Source organism: Janthinobacterium sp. FW305-129 (assembly GCF_020858115.1).
Taxonomy (GTDB): domain Bacteria; phylum Pseudomonadota; class Gammaproteobacteria; order Burkholderiales; family Burkholderiaceae_D; genus Janthinobacterium.
Genome location: NZ_JACYMM010000009.1, coordinates 257,309 through 273,008 on the forward strand (window position 1 = coordinate 257,309; position 15,700 = coordinate 273,008).

The following is a 15,700-nucleotide window of genomic DNA, read 5'->3' on the forward strand; positions in this document are numbered from 1 at the left end:
CGAGCGAGGAGTATCCATCATGCCTGACACCTATCCAGAACGCAGCGACGGCGGCGGCGTCGAACCGGCGGCCAAGCGCGCGCCACGCACGGTCGAGGAAACGGGATTGCCCTTCCTGTTCCTGGTCGAACTGCTGGTCAAGATACTCTTCCTGCGCGGCCAGATCGGCCTGCCCGCCCTGTCGACGCACGTGAAACTGGGCGCCGGCGTGCTCGAACCGCTGCTCACCTTCATGCGCGCCGAAAAGCTGTGCGAAGCGCGCCGCAACGGCGGCAGCGGCACCGATGCCGACCTGTATTACCTGTTGGGCGACCAGGGCCGCCTGCGCGCCGCCGAATACATGCGCCGCAATGCCTACAGCGGTCCCGCGCCCGTCACCCTGGCCGATTACAGCAACCAGGTGCTGGCGCAAAGCGTGGCGGACATGCATGTCACCCGCGACGACGTGCAGCGCGAATTCCGCGACGTGGTGGCCAGTTCGGCCGTGCTGGACCAGCTGGGCGCGGCCATGAATTCCGGTCGTGCCCTGTTCTTCCACGGCCCCGCCGGCAGCGGCAAGAGCTACCTGGCCGAGCGCCTGAACGGCCTGCTCAGCGGCGCCATCGCCCTGCCGCATGCCGTGATGGTCGACGGCGAAGTGCTGCCCTTCCTCGACCCCATGCTGCACACCCTGTCAAGCAAAGGCCCCGTGCCATCCGACCCCCGCTGGGTGCGCGCCGAGCGCCCCGCCGTGCTGACGGGCGGCGAGCTGACGCTCGACATGCTGGACCTGCAATTCGACCAGGGCACCCGCTTGTACCAGGCGCCGCCGCACCTGAAGGCCAACAACGGCATCTTCATCATCGATGACCTGGGCCGCCAGCGCTGCTCGCCCGTGGAACTGATGAACCGCTGGATCGTGCCGATGGCGCGGCATATCGACTACCTGTCGCTGCACACGGGGTACAAGTTCCCCGTGCCCTTCGACGTCATCGTCGTGTTCTCGTCGAACCTGGCGCCGCAGCAGCTGGCCGACGACTCCTTCCTGCGCCGCATCGGCTACAAGATCCACGTGGGTCCGTTGAGCGCCTACCACTACCTGGCCGTGTTCCGCAGCACCTGCGCCCAGCTGGGCATCAATTTCGACGAAGCGGCCTACACCTATCTGCTGCACCTGCACAGCCAGTACCAGCGGCCCTTGCTGGCCTGCTATCCGCGCGACATCCTGGCGCAGGTCTGCGACCAGGCGCGCTATGAAGACCACGCGGCGCAACTGTCTCCGGAAGTGCTGCTGTGGGCATGGAAAAACTATTTCGGCAGCGATGACGACCTTGCAAGCACACATAACGGACCGGCAGCGGTCCAGCACAAAGGGGAAGCAAAATGAGAAACGCACGCGCTCTGACGATGATGGCCATTGCGGTCATCCTGGCGTTCGCCGCGGTCATCGTGGCCGCGCGCTGGATCAATGCCCAAGCCTCGGGCAACATCAACAAGGTGGCCGTGGCCCAGGTCGACATCAGCCTGGGGGCACGCCTGACGCCCGACATGGTGCGCATGGTGGACTGGCCATCGAACGCGCTGCCGCCGGGCGCCATCAACGATCCGAAGCTGCTGGAAACGCGCGTCACGCGCACCAGCATCCAGCACGGCGAACCGATCATGGAAGGCAAGCTGGCGCCTCCCGGCACGCAAGGCGGCCTGTCGGCCGTCGTCGCCGAGGGCAAGCGCGCCATGACCGTGCGCGTCAACGATGTGGTGGGCGTGGCCGGCTTCGCCCTGCCCGGCAACTTCGTCGACATCCTCGTCAACACCCAGGGCGAAGGCGCCCGCAAGACGCCGGACCGCGATCCGAACATTTCCAAGATCGTGCTCGAACGCATACTCGTGCTGGCCATCGCCCAGGAATCGAACCGCGACGACACCAAGCCCAAGGTGGTCAACGCGGTGACCCTGGAGCTGACGCCGGAACAGGCGGAAAAACTCGACCTGGCGCGCAGCGTGGGCACCCTGTCGCTGGTGCTGCGCAACCAGGTCGAGGACAAGCCCGTCAACACGGAAGGCGCCACCAAATCCAGTCTGCTCGATGAAAAAGTCGCCGTGGCAGCACCCGCCGCCATGGTGCAAGCCAAGCCGCTCCCACGCCGCCGTCCTGCCGCCGCGCCTGCGCCACAGGCCGGTCCCCGCGTCGATGTCATCAAGGGGCTGGAACGCAGCTCCCAACAATTCTAACCTGCACCAGAGGAGCCTAGCCATGAGTACATATCGCACAGCAAGCGGCATCCGGGGCCTGCGCCTGGCGCTTGCCATCGCCGCCATCGGCGCCCTGGCGCCCCGGGCGCACGCCGAGCCAGTCGCCGCCACGGCCGCTACCGCCGCCGCTGCCGAAACGGGCGCCGCCAGGAGCAGCCGGGCGGCCGTCCGTCCCAAGTCCACGCCGCCGCAAAGCGAATCGCGCGCCGGCCGCACCGAGATGGCGCCGCAAATGAGCCTGGCCGAAGGCAAGTCGACCCTGATGCGCCTGCCGTTCGCCGCCAGCCGCATGTCCGTCGGCGACCCGCGCATCGCCGACGTCATCCTGCTCAATCCCAACGAGGTGTACCTGCTGGGGCGTTCCGTCGGCACCACCAACCTGATCCTGTGGAACAAGAGCAATGACGCCACCATCATCGACCTGGCCGTCGGCATCGACAGCAGCAGCCTGCAGGCACGCATGGCCGAACTGCTGCCGAACGAAAAAATCCACGTCACGGTGGCAGGCGACACCCTGATCCTGTCGGGCATGGTCAGCGACGCCGTCAAGGCCGACCAGGCCCTGTCGCTGGCCAACGCCTATGTGCAGCGCAGCGCCCGCAGCGGCGCGGCCAGCGCCGGCGCCGCGGCGCCTGCCGCCGGCGCCGCCCCGGCTCCCGCCGCAACGCCGGATGCGGCCATGCCGCGCGTGATCAACCTGCTGTCGATCGCCGCGCCGCAGCAGGTGATGCTGGAAGTGAAGGTGGCCGAAGTGTCGAAGGTGCTGGTCGACCAGCTGGGCGCCAGCCTGGGCATCAACAAGACCATCGGCAGCTGGTCGTATTCGTTCCTGTCCAGCCTGCTCAGCAACAATCCCAGCGGCTTGAGCGGCGCCAGCAAGAACAACTTCTTCAGCCTCGACGCGCAAAAGCGCGATGGCCTGATCAAGGTACTGGCCGAACCGAACATCATGGCCATCAGCGGCCAGGAGGCGAGCTTCCTGGCCGGCGGCAAAATCTTCATCCCCGTCAGCCAGACCAACAACAACGGCGTGCCCACCATCACGCTGGAAGAGAAGGAGTTCGGCGTAGCCGTGAAATTCACGCCCACCGTGCTCGAGGGGGGACGCATCAATCTGAAGGTGGCGCCGGAAGTGTCGGACCTGAACAAGGACGGCATCGGCATCACCGCCACCGGCATCTCGGCGACGGCCATCCTGCCCTCGTTCACGACGCGGCGCGCCACCACCACGGTGCAGCTGTTCGACGGCCAGAGCTTCGCCATCGGCGGCTTGATCAAGAACAATGTGACCAGCAATATCAAGGCCTTGCCGGGCCTGGGCGAAGTGCCCGTGCTGGGCGCCCTGTTCCGCAGCACGGACTTCCAGACGGACCGTTCGGAACTGGTCTTCATCATCACGCCGCACCTGGTCAAGCCGCTGCCGCCCGACTACAAGCTGCCCACCGACGAGTACATCCAGCCGACGCGCGGCGACATGTTCATGCAGGGAAAAATGGAAGGCACTGCGCCCGCGCCCGCCCCCGCAGCGCCAGCAGCGCCCATGCAGCCGCAAGCGGCCGCGCCCCAGCCTGCCGCCGGCTTCGACCTCAAATAGGAGAACACCATGAAAACCGTACATTGCCTGCCGGGCGCCGCCCTGTTATGCCTGCTGGCCGGCTGCGCCGCCACCACCACGCCCGTCCTCGATTCCCACTTTGGCGAATCGGTGGCCCTGCTCAAGGCGCAACAGATCATCTACCCGGACGCCTACCGCAATACCAATCCCGTCAGCGGCATCGATGGCAAGGCCGGCGCCAGCGCCTACCAGCGCTATCAGAAATCGTTCAGCGCGCCGGAACCGCAAGTCAATGTCTTCGCCATCGGCGTGGGCGGGCGCCAGTAGGTGCCAGCCCCACGATGAATTCCCCCCAGACCACCAGGAGACGTCCATGAAAACCGCATTCCGCAGGCACGACAGGCAGCAAGGCGCGATCGCCATCGTGCTGGGACTGACCCTGGTGGTGCTGTTTGCCATGGGCGGCCTGGTGCTGGACCTGGGCCACCTGTACATCGCCAAGAGCGAACTGCAGAACGGCGCCGACAGCGCCGCCCTGGCCGGCGCCGTGGAACTCAATCAAAGCGCCGCCGGCATCGACAATGCGCAGGCCAAGGCCATCGCCATCGCGCAAAAGAACCGCTACGATTTTTCCACCGCACTGACCCTGACGGCTGCCAACATCGAGTTCGGCCCCAGTCCGGACGGTCCCTGGTCATCCGGCGCCAGCGCCCGCACCAGCCCGCAAGGCCAGACCTTCATCCGCGTCGACACGGGCAGCAAGACCTTCGCCACCTACCTGATGGGCATCGCCGGCATCGCCAGCACCAGCACCTCGGGCGTGGCCGTGGCGGGGCGCTTCGTCAACGACGTCACGCCGATCGGCGTGTGCGCCGTCGATCCGGCCAACAAGACGGCGCAATACACGTATCCGGCCGCGCCCGCCGGCAGCGGCCTGACGGAGCTGGTGGAATTCGGTTTCCGCCGCGGCGTCACCTACAACCTGTTCGGCCTCAATCCGCTGGGCGGCCCGTCCGATCCCTACCTGATCAACCCCGTCGACGCGCCCCCTGGCGCCTGCGACGCATCGCATTCGAGCGCCAATTCCACCGCGCCGTTCATGTGCACGGGCAGCAGCGCCGTCGTCAGCAGCGGCTCCGGCAAGGTCTACACGAACACTGGCTTGAGCGCTGGCAAGATCGCGGCTTCGCTCAACTCGCGCTTCGACGACTATTCCTCGCCCTCCGTATGCGACCCAGCAACGGCGCCGCCCGATACCAACATCAAGGAATATCCATGCAAGGGCGGCGGGTCCCCCTGCGTCGCCAGCGCCGCCAACTCGCCGCCCACCGGCTGGATGGAACCGGGCGCCAGCACCTTGCCCAGCCAGCAGTCGGTCAGCCTGTCCGGCAGCAAGCCGAACTACCGCCTGCCGCCTGCCTTCACGACGCCCGTGACGGCAGCCCAGGCGCAGTTCGCCGGCTACGGCGTGCTGTGGTCGTATGGCCCCGCCTACCAAAGCAATGGCGCCACGCCAGCCAAGGCCGGCACGGCCTACAGCGTCGCGGATGCCAACGCCAACCCCATGTACAGCACGGCCAAGGCGAATTACTTCGACACGGCCAGCTATCCCGTCACGGCCGGCGCCAGCTTCCCCGCCGGCACGCCGCCTTCGCCGTACAACCAGACCAGCGGCCCCACGTTCCAGGCGCCGTCGGCAAGCCATCCAGGCCGCAACAATCGCCGCATCCTCAACGTGGTGCTGGTCGATTGCCGCACGGCGCCCGTCGGACCCTCCTCCTGTGGCGCCATGGATGCGGTGGGTATCGGCAAATTCTTCATGACGATGAAAGCCGATTTCAGCGGCGGCACCAAGCGCCTCGACGTCGAGTTCGCGGGCCTGATCGAACCCGTGCCGAATTCCGAAATCAAACTCTACAAGTGAGGCGGCCATGCGCATTCCCCTTTCCCATCCCAGCCAGCGCGGCGCCGCCGCCGTCGAATTCGGCATCGTGCTGGCCCTGCTGGTCACCCTGCTGGCCGGCATCTTCGGCTTCGGCCGCGCCTTCTGGTACTACGACGCGCTGACCAAGGCGACGCGCGACGCGGCGCGCAACATGTCCGTCAAGGCCAAGGCCAGCATCGCCTCGCAGGGCGTGCCTGCCGCCAAACAGACGGTGGCCGACGCGGCCGTCAGCGCCGGCATCAGCGACTTCACCACGGCCAACGTGACGGTCACCTGCCTGGACGCGGCGTTCAACGACAGCAGCTGCACCGATGGCACGGCGCCGGGCGGCATCCGCGTCGAAGTCGTCAACTACACGCTGTCGGTGGGCCAGTACCTGCCCTTCGTGATCGGCGCGGCCAGCAGCTACGCCACGCCGCTCTCGCCGCGCACCACCATGCGCTACATGCTGTAAGGAGAACGCCATGCGCCACCGCCTTCCACTTGCCCCCCGGGCCGGCCGCCAGCGCGGCGCCGCCGCCGTCGAATTCGCCCTGGTGGCGCTGCTGTTTTTCACTCTGCTGTTCGGCATCCTGGAATTCGGCCGCATGCTGTTCCTGTACAACACGGTGCAGGAAGTGAGCCGCCGCGCCGCGCGCGAAGCGGTGGTGCGCTGGATCGACCAGACCGCCGCCATCAAGACCCTGGCCCTGTTCGGCGGCACGGCCCTGCCGGCCGCGCCGGAACTGACGGCCGCGAACATCACCATCAGCTACCTGAACAAGAGCGGCGCCGAAGTGACCTTGCCGCCACTCGACCCGGGCGACAACCTGTCGGCCTGCGGCGACATCACGCGCACGGCCAGCTGCATCGACAGCGTGCGCGTGTCGATCGACAACGTCAGCTATACGCCGATGGTCAGCCTGTTCGGCTTTCTGAATATCGCCGTGCCGGCCTCGGTGGTGGTCATGCACGCCGAAAGCCTGGGCTTCCAGATCAACTGAACGCCTTTACCAGGGAGTACCAAGTGAATATCGTCATCGTCTCGAAGAATGAAGCCCAGCTCAAACGGCTCACCCGTTTGCTGCGCGAACGCAGCGCGGCCGACCGCGTCGCGCTGCTGGCGAGCATACCGGATGTGTTCGACAACGGCGTCACGCCCGACCTGCTGCTGCTGGAGCAGGAGCAGACGGGCGAGGCGGAGCTGGAACGGCTGGAGCTGCTGGGCGGGCGCCATCCGAACCTGGCCATCATCGTGCAATGTCCGCAGCAAAGTCCGCAATTCCTGCTGCGCTCGATGCGCGCCGGCGTGCGCGAAGTGCTGCAGCCCGACGACGACGCGGCCCTGTGCGCCGCCCTGCGCCGCATCGAGGACAAGCTGCAGAAGCAGGTCACGCGCAAGGGCCAGGTGCTGGCCTTCGTCTCGTGCAAGGGCGGCAGCGGCGCCACTTTCATCGCCGCCAACCTCGGCTACGCGCTGGCCGCCGGCGAACAGCGCAAGGTGGCGCTGTTCGACCTGAACCTGCAGTTCGGCGATGCCGCCCTGTTCGTCTCGGACCACAAGCCGGCCACCACCCTGTCGCAGCTGTCGCAGCAGATCGTGCGCCTCGACGCCTCGCTGCTGAACGCCAGCATGATCCAGATCACGCCCGCCTACAGCGTGCTGGCCGCCGCCGACGATCCCGCCCACGCGGCCGACATCGAAGCGGACCATATCGACCGTCTGCTGAGCCTGGCGCGCAGCCAATACGACTACATCCTGCTCGACGTCGGACGCGGCCTCGATGCCGTCAGCGTGCGCGCGCTGGACCGGGCCGACCTGATCTTCCCCGTGCTGCAGGCAACCTTGCCGTACGTGCGCGACGGCAAGCGCCTGCTCGACGTGTTCCGCGGCCTCGGCTACCGCGAAGACAAGATCCGCCTGATCCTGAACCGCTATGCCAGCAGCGACAGCATCCGCGTCGCCGACCTGGAAGCAGCGTATGGCAAGCACGTCTACAAGTCCATCCCCAACCACTACGAGGCGGTGGCGGCCTCCGTCAGCCAGGGCGTGCCCATCCTCAAGCTGGCCCCGCACAATCCCGTTTCGCGCGCCCTGCAGGAGCTGGCCGCCAGCCTGGCCGGCGAAACCCCGCCGGCCGCGCAAGGCTGGGTGGCGCGGCTGCTGGCGCGTGCCTGAGGTTCCAACCAGATACCCCCATACACCGGAGACCGACCATGACTGCCGAAAAACTCACCCTGCGGGACCGCCTGGGCTATGCCCAGGATGACGCCAGCCTGAACGACGATGCCGCGCACCAGGGCGCCGCCAGCCAGAGCTACCAGCAGCTCAAGCACCGCACGCACCAGGCGCTGCTCGACCGCGTCGACCTGGAGGGCATGCAGCGCCTGTCGCGCGAACAGATCCGCGAAGAGCTGAAAATCCTCGTCAGCGAGGTGCTCACGGAAGACAATGTGGTCATCAACGAGCTGGAACGGCGCTCGCTGATCCGCGACATCCAGGACGAGGTGCTCGGCTTCGGCCCGCTCGAACCGCTGCTGGCCGATCCCGGCGTGTCCGATATTCTCGTCAACACCTACCGCCAGGTGTACGTCGAGCGCCACGGCCGCCTGGAGCTGAGCGACATCTGCTTTACCGACGACGCCCACCTGATGAAGATCATCGACAAGATCGTCTCGCGCGTGGGCCGGCGCATCGACGAATCGAGCCCCATGGTCGATGCGCGCCTGCCCGACGGCTCGCGCGTGAACGCCATCATCCCGCCGCTGGCCATCGACGGCCCCGTGATGTCGATCCGGCGCTTCTCGGCCCAGCCCCTGCGCCTGGCCGACCTGATGCTCAAGCACAGCCTGACGGAGGAAATGAGCACCACCCTGCAGGCGCTGGGCAAGGCCAAGGTCAACATCCTGATCTCGGGCGGCACGGGCAGCGGCAAGACCACCATGCTCAATGCGATTTCCGGCTTCATCAGCACGGCCGAGCGCATCGTCACCATCGAGGATGCGGCCGAACTGCAGATGCAGCAGCCGCACGTGGTACGGCTGGAAACGCGGCCGGCGAACATCGAGGGCAAGGGCGAAGTGACGCAGCGGGCGCTGGTGCGCAACGCGCTGCGCATGCGCCCCGACCGTATCATCCTGGGCGAGGTGCGCGGCGCCGAGGCGCTCGACATGCTGGGCGCCATGAACACGGGCCACGAAGGGTCGATGGCCACCATCCACGCGAACACCCCGCGCGACGCCCTGACGCGGCTGGAAAACATGATCAGCATGGCCTCGGCGGGCCTGCCCGTGAAGGCCATGCGCCAGCAGATCAGTTCCGCCATCAGCGTGGTGGTGCAGGTGGCGCGCCTGACGGACGGCAAGCGCAAGATCATTTCGATCCAGGAGATCACGGGCATGGAGGGCGAGATGATCACCATGCAGGAAATCTTCACCTTCCGCCAGACGGGCATCGGCGAGGATGGCACGGTGCAGGGACATTTCCATGCCAGCGGCGTGCGACCGCATTTCCTGGAACGCCTGCGCGCCTTCGGCATCAGCCTGCCGGAAACCCTGTTCGATCCCGCCCGCCAGTACCATTAAGGGGAGCATCATGGACTATCTCTATTACGTATTCGCCATCCTCACCTTCATCGCCGTGGTGCTGCTGATCGAGGGGGTGTACCTGGCGTGGAACACCTCGCGCGGCCCGGAAGCGGAAAGGGTCGCGCGCCGCCTGCGCATCATGTCGGCCGGCGCGCATGGCGACACGGGCAGCTCGATGATCAAGAAGCGCCTGCTGAGCGACACCCCGGCCCTGCAGCGCGTGCTGCTCAGCGTGCCCCGCGTGCATGCGCTTGACCGCCTGCTGGAACAGTCTGGCCTGAGCTGGAGCGTGGCCAGCTTCGCCGGCGTGATGCTGGCCACGGCCGGCGCCGCGTTTCTGTTGCTCAGCTACTTCAGCGTGCCGTGGATGCTGCGCCTGCCGCTGGTGGCCGGCGCGGCCCTGCTGCCGCTGCTGGTGGTCTTGCGCGCCAAGGCCAAGCGCCTGCAGCGCATCGAGCAGCAATTGCCCGATGCGCTGGACCTGATGGCGCGCGCCCTGCGCGCCGGCCACGCCTTTCCCACGGCCCTGAAAATGGTCGGCGATGAAATGAATGCGCCGCTGGCCGTGGAATTTCGCGCCACCTTCGACGAAGTCAATTTCGGCATCGCCATGCAGGACGCGCTGATGAACCTGGCCACGCGCGTGCCCAGCACGGACCTGCGCTATTTCGTCATCGCCGTGCTGATCCAGCGCGAAACGGGCGGCAACCTGGCGGAACTGCTCGACAGCATCAGCCGCATCATCCGCGAACGCATCAAGCTGCTGGGACAGGTGCGCGTGCTGTCGGCCGAAGGCAGGCTGTCGGCCTGGATCCTGTCGCTGCTGCCCTTCGGCGCGGCGGCCATGATCCACCTGACCAATCCGCAATTCCTGGAAATGCTGTTCGTCGACCCGGGCGGACGCAAGATGCTCGCCGGCGCCCTGGTGATGATGGCGTGCGGCGTCCTGGTCATGCGCAATATCATCCGCATCCGCGTCTGAGCCCGCAAGGAGAACCCTCATGAATCCCGTGCATATCGCCTTTCTCGCCCTGCTCTTCATTGCCGTCTTCGGCACCGTGCTGGTGGCCATGCGCAGCTTTGCGCCCGATCCCTTGCGCCAGCGCATGGACAATGCCACCGGCAAGAGCGCGGCGGCGCCTGGCGCATCATCGGCGCCCAGCCCCTGGCTGGCGCGCATGGTGCGCCTGAGCGGCCCCCTGGCCAAACTGTCGCTGCCCGAGCAGGGCTGGGAAGGCTCCGTGATGCGCCGGCGCTTCATGAATGCCGGCCTGCGCCAGGCGTCGGCACCCATCCTGTTCTTTTCCGCCAAGACCATGCTGGCCATCGGCCTGCCCCTGCTGCTGTTCCTGGGGCTGAGCGCATCGGGCAGCCAGATGGCAGGCAAGGCACTGCTGTTCTGGCTGCTGATCGTGGCCGCCATCGGCTACTACCTGCCCAATATTGTGCTGGCGCAAATGATCAAGCGGCGCCAGCGCGACATCTTCGAAAGCTTTCCCGACGCGCTGGACTTGATGACGGTATGCGTGGAAGCGGGCCTGGCCATGGATGCGGCGCTGGCCAGGGTGGCGGCCGAAATCTCGCTGAAAAGCAAGGTGCTGGCCGAGGAATTGCACCTGGTAATGCTGGAACTGCGCGCCGGCAACACCAAGGAGCGGGCGCTGCGCAACCTGGCCCTGCGCACGGGCGTCGAGGATGTCGACGCGCTGGTGGCCATGCTGATCCAGGCCGAGCGTTTCGGCACCAGCATCGCCGCCTCGCTGCGCGTGCAGTCGGACCAGCTGCGCACCAAGCGCCGCCAGATGGCCGAGGAAGAAGCGGCAAAGATTGCCCTCAAGCTGCTGTTTCCTTTGATCTTTTTCATCTTCCCGTCGCTGCTGGTCGTCCTGATGGGACCAGCCTTCCTGCAAATCTACCGCGTGCTCCTGCCCAGCATGGGCGGCGGCAACTGACCGGAGAACCGCCATGTCACAGCACACCACCCTGATGCTCATGCTCGCCTGCGCCGGCCTGCTGCCCGCCTGCGGCCACCTGCCCGGTCCGGCCAGCCAGGCCAATCATGCTGCGCCGCCCCAGGCGCGCACCGAAGACAGCGCCGCAGCGCGCAGCGCCGCCTTCTGCAAGCTGGGCAAGCGCATGCAGGAACTGGGCGACCCGCGCGCGGCGCAGGCCGCCTACCGCGAAGCGCTGCTGCTTGAGCCCGGCTCGTCCGATGCGCGCAATGGCGCCGCCGTGCTGCACGCGCAGCTGGGCCAGCTGGAAACGGCGCGCGCCATGCTGCAGGCGCTGGCGCAGGAAGCGCCCACGGCCAGGGCGTACAACAACCTCGGCTATGTGCTGTACCTGCAGGGAGAGTATGCCCAGGCGGCGGCCGTGCTGCGCCAGTCGCTGCAGCTCGACAATGGCCAGCAGCCGGCACGCGCCAATCTGGAGCTGGCCATCGCGGCGCTGGCGCGCAGTGTCAGCACGGTCGATGCCGTCGATGCCACCGCGGAGGCCATCGCGCCCGACCTGGCGCCCAAGCCGGCGGCACCGGCCAGCCGCTTGCAGCTGACGCAATTGCAGCCGAATATCTTTGCGCTGAGCTGGCGCGATGCTCCCGTGGCGCCACGCGCCGCCGTGCCCGTTCCCGTGAAGCTGGCAGCGCCGCTGGCGCCGGCGGCCCCCCTGCCACGGCTGGAAGTCATCAACGGCAATGGCGAAACGGGCATGGCGGCGCGCATGCGCGGCATGCTCGGCGGCATGGGCATCAGCGTGCTGCGGCTGGGCAACCAGCGGCCGTACGGCGTCCAGGCCAGCAGCATCGTCTACCGCCCCGGCCATGCGCAGGCGGCCGCCGCCCTGGCCCTGGCCTTGGGCGGCATGCCGCAGCTGCAGGCGGCGGACGGTGGCGGCATCGGCGCGGGCGCCGACCTGCGTTTATTGCTGGGCAAGGATGCGGCGGCCAGCCTGCGCGCGCCGGACGTGCGCCTGGCATCGAACGCGCAGTAACGGCGGCGTCAGCGCGGCAGCAGGCGGCGGTCGGCGGGATTGATCAGGAAGCCTTGCAGGATATCCTGCAGTTGCGGCAGCTTCGCCACGTAGGCGGGAATGCCCAGCTGGCGCGCGCCGAAGTAGTGGGCGATGATGTCGCCCTGCTGTTCCATGTTGAAGTCGGACAGGATGCCGCCGGCCTGCGCGTCGTAGCGGTAGGCGCGCTGCCGGATGTAGCCGCCGCACAGCGCCAGCAGCACGCCATGCAGCAGCACGCCGTAGCCGAGCTGGTACTGCCACACGTGCACCATCTCGTGGATGAAGAACAGCTTGCCGCTGTTGCCTTCGCGGGAAAAGTCGTCGCGGTACTGGGCCGGCATGAAGTGCAGGCTGCCGCGCGGCGTCATCGCCGTGTTCTGGTCCTGCAGGCCGAACGGTAGAAAGGAGCCGCGCACGACGCGCACGCGCGCGTAGTCGATGGCGCCCTGGAAGACGCTGCGGGCCATGGCGGTTTCGCCGATGGTGAGGGGGCGGCGCAAGACGCGCATGGCACTCCGTCAAAAGAAAGAAGCGGCAGACATGCAAGCTTGCCGCTCCGGTGCCGCTTACGCGGATCGTAAACCGCTGGCAGCTTTCGCGATTTCCGTGATGCGGTCCCAGTTGCCGGCCGCAATCGCGTCTTTCGGCGTCAGCCACGAGCCGCCCACGCAGGCGACGTTCTTGCACGCCAGGAACTGCGACGCCGTCTCTTGCGAGATGCCGCCCGTCGGGCAGAACGTGATGTCCGGCAGCGGGCCATAGATGGCGTTGAGCATGCCGATGCCGCCGGCCGGCACGGCCGGGAACAATTTCAGCTGCTGGAAGCCTTTTTCGCGTGCCGCCATCACTTCGCCGGGCGTCATCACGCCTGGCAGCAAGGGCAGGCCGCTGCTTTTCGCCGCCGCCACCAGGGCCGACGTCAGTCCCGGCGAGACGCCGAAGACGGCGCCCGCATCGCGTGCCTGGGCAAATTCCTCGGGACGGGTCAAGGTGCCGACGCCAACGATGGCGCCCGGCACGGCCGACATGGCGCGGATCGCTTCCAGGCCATGCCTGGTGCGCAGGGTTACTTCCAGCACGCGGATACCGCCCGCCACCAGCGCGCGCGCCAGCGGTACGGCGTGGTCAGGGTCGTCGATCGCAATCACGGGGATCACGCTCGAGGTGCGCATAATTTCCAGTAGTGTCATGGTCATCTCTTATTTCCTAGCCAAAAAGTCTTCATCGGAACCCGGTACGGTATCACCGACATTGTCGGCGTCGTGCAAGGCGACGGTGGTGGGAATCGGCGACGGCAGGCCGAAGGTGGTGGCACCCTCTTCCGCCGCGCTGACGGTGGAACGGAACATGGAAAACAGCTCGCGGCCCATGCCGACGTGGTTCGGCGACAGGTCGGCCGTGACCAGCGCACGCGCGTGCCAGACGTCGGCCGGCACCAGCGCCTCCAGTACGCCCGTAAAGGCGTCGAGGCGGATGATGTCGCCGTCGCGCACGAGGCCCAGCGGGCCGCCGGCGAGGATTTCAGGCGAGACGTGGATGGCGGCCGGCACCTTGCCCGACGCGCCCGACATGCGGCCATCGGTGACCAGCGCCACGTGGCGGCCCGCATCCTGCAGGTTGGCCAGCGCGGGCGTCAGCGCATGCAGTTCCGGCATGCCGTTGGCGCGCGGGCCCTGGAAGCGCAGCACGGCGACGAAGTCGCGGTCCAGCGTTCCGGCCTTGTAGGCGGCCATGAAGTCTTCCTGCGAATTGAATACCAGCGCCGGCGCTTCAACCGTGCGGTGCTGCGGCTTGACGGCCGAGACCTTCATCACGGCGCGGCCCAGGTTGCCCGCCACCAGGACCATGCCGCCGTCCGGCGCGAACGGGTTCGAGGCGGGGCGCAGCACGTTTTCGTCGGCGCTGGCGGCCGGCGCGTCTTTCCAGAAGACCTTGCCGTCTTCGCCCAGGAACGGCTCCATGCAGTGCGCGCGCAAGCCGTGGCCCAGGATGGTGTTGACGTCTTCGTGCAGCAAGCCCGCGTCCAGCAGTTCGCGGATCAGATAACCGGTGCCGCCGGCCGCGTGGAAATGGTTCACGTCGGCGTCGCCGTTCGGGTAGATGCGCGTGAGCATCGGCACGATGGCCGACAGTTCATTGAAATCGTTCCAGTCGATGACGATGCCGGCCGCCTTGGCGATCGCGACCAGGTGCAGGGTGTGGTTGGTCGAACCGCCCGTGGCCAGCAAGCCGACGACGGCGTTGACGATACATTTCTCGTCAACAATATGACCGACTGGCAAGTAATTGGCGCTTTGCGCCGTGATGCCGGCCGCGCGCTGGGCGGCGGCTTTGGTCAGCGCATCGCGCAGCGGCGTGTTCGGCGTGATGAAGGCGGCGCCCGGCAAGTGCAGGCCCATCACTTCCATCAGCATCTGGTTGCTGTTGGCCGTACCATAAAAAGTACAGGTGCCGGCGCCGTGGTAGGCTTTCGATTCGCCTTCGAGCAAATCTTCGCGCGTGGCCTTGCCTTGCGCATATAACTGGCGCACCTTGGCTTTTTCCTGGTTCGACAGGCCCGACGTCATCGGACCGGCCGGCACGAAGACGGCCGGCAAGTGGCCGAAGTGCAACGCACCGATCAGCAGGCCCGGCACGATCTTGTCGCACACGCCCAGGTACAGGGCGGCGTCGAACATATTATGCGACAGCGCCACGGCGGTCGACATGGCGATGGTGTCGCGCGAGAACAGCGACAATTCCATGCCCGGCTGGCCCTGCGTCACGCCATCGCACATGGCGGGAACGCCGCCGGCGAACTGGGCGACGGCGCCCACTTCGCGCACGGCTTGCTTGATGATCTGCGGGAAGCCTTCAAAGGGCTGGTGCGCCGACAGCATGTCGTTGTACGACGAGACGATGGCGACGGACGGCTTCTTGTATTCCTTCAGCGACAGCTTGTCGTTGGCGGGAAAAGCGGCAAAGCCGTGCGCCAGGTTAGTACACGACAGGGCGCCGCGCTGCACGCCCTGGATGCGGGCCGCATCCAGATGCGCCAGGTAGGCGCCGCGCGATGGCCGGCTGCGCGCGATGATGCGCGCTGTTACGGATTCGACTACTGGATGCAGCGCCATATGGATTTCCTTAAAAATGAGTATTTCGTGAAATTTTACTACAAAATACTGAAGAAGACGCACTCTTGCATGGGCAAACAACACAAATAAGCCACGGATTGCGGCATATCAAAGCAAATCCATGAAATATCGCGTACCAGCACCTGCTGACACATCCCTTATGTATCACTGGTGCAATCGCTAAAAAAAGCACAACAAAATCGGCTTGACATCACAAACTGTAGTGAAATTACGTTTTTCTGATGTATTATTCTCACACCAACGCCGGAACCGCTG

The 15,700-nt window shown here is 66.6% G+C and carries 15 protein-coding genes; 12 read left to right on the forward strand and 3 right to left on the reverse strand.

What is annotated here, in order from left to right; all coding sequences use genetic code 11:
* Positions 1-19 precede the first annotated feature (19 nt).
* The 12 genes from IGS61_RS19655 to IGS61_RS19710 are packed head-to-tail and all read left to right on the forward strand — an operon-like array spanning position 20 to position 12,290.
* Positions 20-1,366 carry an ATP-binding protein gene (locus IGS61_RS19655; protein WP_230541206.1) on the forward strand — a complete coding sequence of 449 codons (1,347 nt, stop codon included), beginning with the start codon at positions 20-22 and terminating at the stop codon, positions 1,364-1,366.
* Positions 1,363-2,211, forward strand: a complete 849-nt coding sequence (gene cpaB, locus IGS61_RS19660; protein ID WP_152259249.1) for a Flp pilus assembly protein CpaB — start codon at positions 1,363-1,365, stop codon at positions 2,209-2,211. Before IGS61_RS19655 ends, cpaB begins: the two co-directional genes overlap by 4 nt.
* Before the next feature lie 22 nt (positions 2,212-2,233).
* Complete coding sequence (locus IGS61_RS19665) at positions 2,234-3,826, forward strand: type II and III secretion system protein family protein (RefSeq protein ID WP_230541207.1); 1,593 nt, start codon at positions 2,234-2,236, stop codon at positions 3,824-3,826.
* Positions 3,827-3,835: 9 nt separating this feature from the next.
* Positions 3,836-4,114: a pilus assembly protein gene (locus tag IGS61_RS19670; protein ID WP_230541208.1), complete on the forward strand. Its 279-nt coding sequence runs from the start codon at positions 3,836-3,838 to the stop codon at positions 4,112-4,114.
* A 46-nt stretch (positions 4,115-4,160) separates the two neighbouring features.
* The gene (locus IGS61_RS27895; protein ID WP_268993953.1) at positions 4,161-5,711 is read left to right on the forward strand and encodes a pilus assembly protein TadG-related protein; all 1,551 of its coding nucleotides are present in this window, start codon (positions 4,161-4,163) and stop codon (positions 5,709-5,711) included.
* A gap of 7 nt (positions 5,712-5,718) precedes the next feature.
* Positions 5,719-6,186 (forward strand): TadE/TadG family type IV pilus assembly protein, encoded by a 468-nt coding sequence (locus IGS61_RS19680; protein ID WP_230541209.1) that lies wholly within the window; start codon positions 5,719-5,721, stop codon positions 6,184-6,186.
* A gap of 10 nt (positions 6,187-6,196) precedes the next feature.
* Positions 6,197-6,715, forward strand: coding sequence for a TadE/TadG family type IV pilus assembly protein (locus tag IGS61_RS19685; protein WP_230541210.1), 519 nt, complete (start codon positions 6,197-6,199; stop codon positions 6,713-6,715).
* Between the two features lie 23 nt (positions 6,716-6,738).
* A complete protein-coding gene (locus tag IGS61_RS19690) occupies positions 6,739-7,890 on the forward strand; it encodes an AAA family ATPase (protein WP_230541211.1) in 1,152 nt (383 codons plus the stop codon).
* Positions 7,891-7,928: 38 nt separating this feature from the next.
* Positions 7,929-9,296: a CpaF family protein gene (locus tag IGS61_RS19695; RefSeq protein WP_230541212.1), complete on the forward strand. Its 1,368-nt coding sequence runs from the start codon at positions 7,929-7,931 to the stop codon at positions 9,294-9,296.
* 10 nt (positions 9,297-9,306) lie between these two features.
* Positions 9,307-10,281: a type II secretion system F family protein gene (locus IGS61_RS19700; protein WP_230541213.1), complete on the forward strand. Its 975-nt coding sequence runs from the start codon at positions 9,307-9,309 to the stop codon at positions 10,279-10,281.
* A 19-nt stretch (positions 10,282-10,300) separates the two neighbouring features.
* Entirely contained in the window at positions 10,301-11,251 is a 951-nt protein-coding gene (locus tag IGS61_RS19705; RefSeq protein ID WP_230541214.1) for a type II secretion system F family protein, read from the forward strand.
* A gap of 13 nt (positions 11,252-11,264) precedes the next feature.
* On the forward strand, positions 11,265-12,290 hold the full coding sequence (locus tag IGS61_RS19710) for a LytR C-terminal domain-containing protein (protein WP_230541215.1): 1,026 nt from the start codon (positions 11,265-11,267) through the stop codon (positions 12,288-12,290).
* An 8-nt stretch (positions 12,291-12,298) separates the two neighbouring features.
* Here IGS61_RS19710 and IGS61_RS19715 read toward each other — a convergent pair whose 3' ends face one another.
* From IGS61_RS19715 to edd, 3 genes are read right to left on the reverse strand one after another with little or no spacing between them, the layout of a single operon-like run.
* On the reverse strand, positions 12,299-12,820 hold the full coding sequence (locus IGS61_RS19715) for a Rhs element Vgr protein (protein WP_230541216.1): 522 nt from the start codon (positions 12,818-12,820) through the stop codon (positions 12,299-12,301).
* A gap of 57 nt (positions 12,821-12,877) precedes the next feature.
* The gene (eda, locus tag IGS61_RS19720) at positions 12,878-13,507 is read right to left on the reverse strand and encodes a bifunctional 4-hydroxy-2-oxoglutarate aldolase/2-dehydro-3-deoxy-phosphogluconate aldolase (RefSeq protein ID WP_230541217.1); all 630 of its coding nucleotides are present in this window, start codon (positions 13,505-13,507) and stop codon (positions 12,878-12,880) included.
* 3 nt (positions 13,508-13,510) lie between these two features.
* Entirely contained in the window at positions 13,511-15,424 is a 1,914-nt protein-coding gene (gene edd, locus IGS61_RS19725; protein WP_230541218.1) for a phosphogluconate dehydratase, read from the reverse strand.
* Positions 15,425-15,700: the final 276 nt, after the last annotated feature.

What these genes read in the sequence shown, in the direction of transcription:
- IGS61_RS19655 (WP_230541206.1), top strand. Translation starts at nt 20, where the DNA reads ATGCCTGACACCTATCCAGAACGCAGCGACGGCGGCGGCGTCGAACCG.
- cpaB (WP_152259249.1), top strand. Translation starts at nt 1,363, where the DNA reads ATGAGAAACGCACGCGCTCTGACGATGATGGCCATTGCGGTCATCCTG.
- IGS61_RS19665 (WP_230541207.1), top strand. Translation starts at nt 2,234, where the DNA reads ATGAGTACATATCGCACAGCAAGCGGCATCCGGGGCCTGCGCCTGGCG.
- IGS61_RS19670 (WP_230541208.1), top strand. Translation starts at nt 3,836, where the DNA reads ATGAAAACCGTACATTGCCTGCCGGGCGCCGCCCTGTTATGCCTGCTG.
- IGS61_RS27895 (WP_268993953.1), top strand. Translation starts at nt 4,161, where the DNA reads ATGAAAACCGCATTCCGCAGGCACGACAGGCAGCAAGGCGCGATCGCC.
- IGS61_RS19680 (WP_230541209.1), top strand. Translation starts at nt 5,719, where the DNA reads ATGCGCATTCCCCTTTCCCATCCCAGCCAGCGCGGCGCCGCCGCCGTC.
- IGS61_RS19685 (WP_230541210.1), top strand. Translation starts at nt 6,197, where the DNA reads ATGCGCCACCGCCTTCCACTTGCCCCCCGGGCCGGCCGCCAGCGCGGC.
- IGS61_RS19695 (WP_230541212.1), top strand. Translation starts at nt 7,929, where the DNA reads ATGACTGCCGAAAAACTCACCCTGCGGGACCGCCTGGGCTATGCCCAG.
- IGS61_RS19700 (WP_230541213.1), top strand. Translation starts at nt 9,307, where the DNA reads ATGGACTATCTCTATTACGTATTCGCCATCCTCACCTTCATCGCCGTG.
- IGS61_RS19705 (WP_230541214.1), top strand. Translation starts at nt 10,301, where the DNA reads ATGAATCCCGTGCATATCGCCTTTCTCGCCCTGCTCTTCATTGCCGTC.
- IGS61_RS19710 (WP_230541215.1), top strand. Translation starts at nt 11,265, where the DNA reads ATGTCACAGCACACCACCCTGATGCTCATGCTCGCCTGCGCCGGCCTG.
- IGS61_RS19715 (WP_230541216.1), bottom strand. Translation starts at nt 12,820, where the DNA reads ATGCGCGTCTTGCGCCGCCCCCTCACCATCGGCGAAACCGCCATGGCC.
- eda (WP_230541217.1), bottom strand. Translation starts at nt 13,507, where the DNA reads ATGACCATGACACTACTGGAAATTATGCGCACCTCGAGCGTGATCCCC.
- edd (WP_230541218.1), bottom strand. Translation starts at nt 15,424, where the DNA reads ATGGCGCTGCATCCAGTAGTCGAATCCGTAACAGCGCGCATCATCGCG.